Source organism: Actinophytocola sp., from assembly GCF_035712165.1.
GTDB lineage: Bacteria > Actinomycetota > Actinomycetes > Mycobacteriales > Pseudonocardiaceae > DASYTH01.
Genome location: NZ_DASTBH010000175.1, coordinates 1 through 4,291 on the forward strand (window position 1 = coordinate 1; position 4,291 = coordinate 4,291).

General features: G+C 72.5%; 6 protein-coding genes. 5 read left to right on the forward strand and 1 reads right to left on the reverse strand.

The window, feature by feature from the left end; genetic code table 11:
* The 4 genes from VFO68_RS09710 to VFO68_RS09725 form a co-directional block, all read left to right on the forward strand.
* Positions 1 to 493, forward strand: a 493-nt coding sequence (locus VFO68_RS09710) for a carboxyl transferase domain-containing protein (RefSeq protein WP_325157867.1), incomplete at its 5' end; no start/stop codon positions are given.
* A gap of 10 nt (positions 494 to 503) precedes the next feature.
* Positions 504 to 722, forward strand: a complete 219-nt coding sequence (locus tag VFO68_RS09715; RefSeq protein ID WP_325157868.1) for an acyl-CoA carboxylase subunit epsilon — start codon at positions 504 to 506, stop codon at positions 720 to 722.
* 20 nt (positions 723 to 742) lie between these two features.
* A complete protein-coding gene (locus VFO68_RS09720; RefSeq protein WP_325157869.1) occupies positions 743 to 2,332 on the forward strand; it encodes a DHA2 family efflux MFS transporter permease subunit in 1,590 nt (529 codons plus the stop codon).
* Positions 2,333 to 2,343: 11 nt separating this feature from the next.
* Complete coding sequence (locus VFO68_RS09725; protein ID WP_325157870.1) at positions 2,344 to 2,946, forward strand: nucleoside triphosphate pyrophosphatase; 603 nt, start codon at positions 2,344 to 2,346, stop codon at positions 2,944 to 2,946.
* Here the strand turns inward: VFO68_RS09725 and VFO68_RS09730 are convergent.
* Positions 2,943 to 3,602: a hypothetical protein gene (locus VFO68_RS09730; RefSeq protein ID WP_325157871.1), complete on the reverse strand. Its 660-nt coding sequence runs from the start codon at positions 3,600 to 3,602 to the stop codon at positions 2,943 to 2,945. The two genes, VFO68_RS09725 and VFO68_RS09730, sit on opposite strands and share 4 nt — an antisense overlap.
* A 142-nt stretch (positions 3,603 to 3,744) precedes the next feature.
* On the opposite strand from VFO68_RS09730, the gene VFO68_RS09735 reads away from it, so the two are divergent.
* On the forward strand, positions 3,745 to 4,291 hold a 547-nt coding region (locus tag VFO68_RS09735), incomplete at its 3' end, for a biotin carboxylase N-terminal domain-containing protein (protein ID WP_325157872.1).

Below are 4,291 nucleotides of genomic sequence, written 5' to 3' on the forward strand. Positions count from 1 at the left end.
GCTGACCTTCGTCGACGTGCCCGGCTTCCTGCCCGGCACCGACCAGGAGTACAACGGCATCATCCGGCGGGGCGCCAAGCTCATCTACGCCTACGCCGAGGCGACCGTGCCGAAGGTCACGGTGATCACCCGCAAGGCCTACGGCGGAGCGTACGACGTGATGGGGTCCAAGCACCTGGGCGCGGACATGAACGTGGCCTGGCCGACCGCGCAGATCGCCGTGATGGGCGCGCAGGGCGCGGTGAACATCGTGCACCGCAAGAAGCTGGCCGAGGCCTCCGGCAACGGCGAGGACATCGACGCCGTGCGTGCTCAGTTGCAGCAGGAGTACGAGGACACCTTGTGCAACCCGTACATGGCGGCGGAACGTGGATACGTGGACTCGGTGATCCCGCCGTCGTACACCCGGGCCTACGTGGCCCGGGCGCTGCGCATGCTGCGGGACAAGCGGGAGACGTTGCCGCCGAAGAAGCACGGCAACATTCCGCTGTGAGGAGGGCCTGATGAGCGAGCACGAGGGGTTGGTGCTGCGGATCGTTCGCGGCGCCCCGGACGAGGTCGAGTTGGCCGCGCTCACCGCGGTGGTCGGCGCCCTCGCGGCGGCACCGGCGCCTGCGGCGCAACCGGCCGCGCGGCCGGTGTGGTCGGATCCGCGGACGATGCTGCGGCGTCCGATCGGTCATGGGCCCGGCGCCTGGCGGGCGTCCGGACTGCTGCCCTGACCGACCGCCGAGGAGCACCCGTGCCGCGTTCCGAGCGCAACCCCTGGATCGCGTTCACGGCCCTGTGCGCGTGCTTCTTCATGATCATGCTCGACTCGACGATCGTCACCGTGACGATCCCGTCGATGCTCTCCGGGCTGCACGCCAACCTCAACCAGATCATCTGGGTGAACAGCGTCTACCTGCTGGCCAACACGGTTCCCCTGCTGCTGACCGGACGGCTGGGCGACCGGTTCGGACCCAAGCGGGTGCTGCTGGTCGGCCTGGTCGTCTTCACGGGCGCCTCGCTGTGGTGCGGCCTGGCGCGCTCGCCGGGTGAGCTGATCGCCGCCCGGGCGGTGCAGGGCCTCGGCGCGGCCGCGATGACCCCGCAGACCCTGGCGTTCATCAGCCGGCTGTTCCCGGCCGACCGGCGCCGCACCCCGATCACGATCTGGGGCGCGGTGGCCGGTGTCGCGATCATCACCGGTCCGGTGCTCGGCGGCCTGCTGGTGCAGCGGCTGGACTGGCGCTGGATCTTCCTGCTGAACGTGCCGCTCGGCCTGGCCAGCCTGGCGATCGCGCTGGTGTTCCTGCCGGACTGGCTGCCCCGGATGCGGGCCCGGTTCGACGTGCCGGGCGCGGTGCTCGCCTCGGCCGGCCTGTTCCTGGTGGTGTTCGGGGTGCAGAACGGCCAGCACTACCACTGGGGCCCGGTGTTCGGGCCGGTCGCGGTGCCGCACCTGATCGGGCTGGGTGTCGCGCTGCTGGCCGGGTTCGTGGTCTGGCAGCGCCGGGCGCGCACCGAACCGCTGCTGCCGCCCTACCTGTTCCGGGGTGGATCGTTCGGCAGCGCCAACCTCACCCACGCCGCGCTGGGGTTCGCCACCACCGGGATGTTCCTGCCGCTGGTGATCTACCTGCAGACCGTGCTCGGCCTGAGCGCGCTGCAGTGCAGCCTGCTCACCGCGCCGATGGCGGCGGCCGCCGCGCTCGGCGCCGCCGTCGGCGGGCGGGCCTGGAACCGGCTGGCCGCGCGGCACTTCGTGATGTTCGGGCTGGCCACGCTGGCGGTCGGCACGATCGGGCTGGCGATCCAGGCCGAGCCGGACACCGCGCCGCTGGTGCTGGTGCCCGGCCTGGTCGTGGCCGGGCTGGGCATCGGCTGCGTGTACTCCCCGCTGACCAACGCGGCCATGGCCGGCGTGCCGGGCGACCTGGTCGGGGCGGCCTCCGGGGTGTTCAACACCGCGCGGCAGGTGGGCGGCGTGCTCGGCAGCGCGGCCAGCGGGGTGCTGCTGCAGGTGGGCATCGCGGTCGCGGTGCCGGTCGCCGCGCGCGAGCACGCGGAGCGCCTGCCGTACCAGTACCGGGAGGAGTTCGTCGACGGGATCACCCGCGCGGCCAACACCGCCAGCCAGTTCTCCGGCACCCCGGAGGTGCCCGCCGAAGTGCCCCGCGCCGCCGTGGAGCACCTGCGGCTGGTCGCCACGGACGCCTTCCACCTCGGGTTCACCAACGCCGCCAAGGCCACCCTGGTGCTGCCGGTCGTGGTGCTGATCCTCGGCATGATCAGCGCCGCCGGCCTGCGCGAACCCGCCCGTCCCGCGGCGCTTCCCGTCCCTCGTTAGGCTCGGCGACCGTGCGTCTCGTGCTCGCGTCCGCCTCGCCCGCCCGGCTCGCCGTGCTCCGCGCGGCCGGGGTCGAACCGCTGGTCATCGTGTCCGGTGTGGACGAGGACGCGGTGGCGGACGCCCTGTCCGACCCGGAACCGGACGAGTTGGTCGCCGCGCTCGCCGAGGCCAAGGCCCGGGCCGTGCTGCCGAGGGTGGACCGGCCGGACGCGGTGGTCGTCGGCTGCGACTCGATGCTGTTCTTCGACGGTGCGGTGGTGGGCAAGCCGGGCACGGTCGAGCGGGCCCGCAAGCGCTGGGCCGCGATGGCCGGCGGCACCGGGGTGCTGCTCACCGGGCACGCGGTGCTCCGCATGGACGGGACGGTGGCGATCGGCACCGAACGCACCACCGTCCGGTTCGCCACGCCGAGCGAGGCCGAACTGGAGGCGTACCTGGCGACCGGCGAGCCGTTGCAGGTGGCCGGCGGCTTCACCATCGACGGCCGGGGCGGCTGGTTCGTCGAGGGGGTCGACGGCGACCCGTCCAGCGTGATCGGGATCAGCCTGCCGCTCACCCGCCGGCTGCTGGCGGAGGTCGGCGTGTCCGTCGTGGACCTGTGGACGCGCTAAGGCTTGCACGGAGTCAGGTCGGCCTGGCTCAGCTTGACCACCGGATAGCCGGGTAACCGCTCCAGCGTGGCGTAGGGGCGGGTGCACCTGACCAGCGATCCGTCCAGTTCGAACACCTGCACCCGGATCGGCCCGGTGGCGCACCCGTCCGCGCAGACGTGCTGTGCGGCGAGCACCTCGGGCGAGGTGTCGATGTCCACGTTGGCGAGGGCCAGGTACCCGGCGTTGGACACGTAGGTCTGGCCCGACGCCCAACTGTCCGAGCGGCCGACGACGGTCTGGCCGAACATCCGGTTGTCCGGGGCGACGCCCCGGATCAGGCAGGCCGACGTCCCACCGGCCACGCACTGCAACGAGTCGTCGTTGAGCACGACTCCATTGTCGGTAACCGTGGCCGGGATCACCCAGCCGGAGTTGGCCGTGCCGCCGATGCTGAGCCGGCCCGACCTGGACCCGGCGTCGGCCATCAGCTCGATGACCGTTCCGGCGATCGTCGCGTGGCCCAGCACCCGGCACGGCTCCTGCAGGCAGCCGTTCGATCCGGCCGGGTTCGCGGCCTTTGCGCTGGTCGAGGCCGCCTGCGTGGTGCGGTCGGCGCGCAGTCGCAGCGCGCCCGCACCCACCACGGCGCCGGCGGCCACGAGTAACGACAGCACGACCGTCACGATGAGCGACGGCGGAACACGACCGGGCACTAGCAGTCCTCCCCTTCCCGCGTGAGTTTGCTCTCGATGCCGCTTTAGCGGCAGTCCGTAAACTCCCTGCCAGCGTGCCCGAGCCGGGAGCAAGGAGGAAGGCGTGCGCAAGGTACTCGTGGCGAACCGCGGCGAGATCGCCGTTCGGGTGATCCGTGCCTGCAAGGACGCCGGACTGTCCAGTGTGGTCGGGTACGCCGACCCGGACCGCGAGGCCGTCTTCGTCCGGCTGGCCGACGAGGCGTTCGCGCTGGGCGGCGTGACGGCGGCGGAAACCTACCTCTCGATCGACAAGCTGATCGACATCGCCAACCGGACCGGCGCCGACGCGGTGCACCCCGGCTACGGCTTCCTCTCCGAGAATGCCGACTTCGCCCAGGCCGTGATCGACGCCGGGCTGACCTGGATCGGGCCGGACCCGCAGGCCATCCGCGACCTCGGCGACAAGGTGACCGCGCGGCACATCGCCACCCGGGCCGGCGCTCCGCTGGTGCCCGGCACCCCGGACCCGGTGTCCGGGCCGGACGACGTGATCGCCTTCGCCCGCGAGCACGGGCTGCCGGTGGCGATCAAGGCGGCGTTCGGCGGCGGCGGGCGCGGGCTGAAGGTGGCCCGGACCGAGGAGGAGATCCCGGACCTGTTCGACTCGG

What these genes read in the sequence shown, in the direction of transcription:
- VFO68_RS09715 (WP_325157868.1), top strand. Translation starts at nt 504, where the DNA reads ATGAGCGAGCACGAGGGGTTGGTGCTGCGGATCGTTCGCGGCGCCCCG.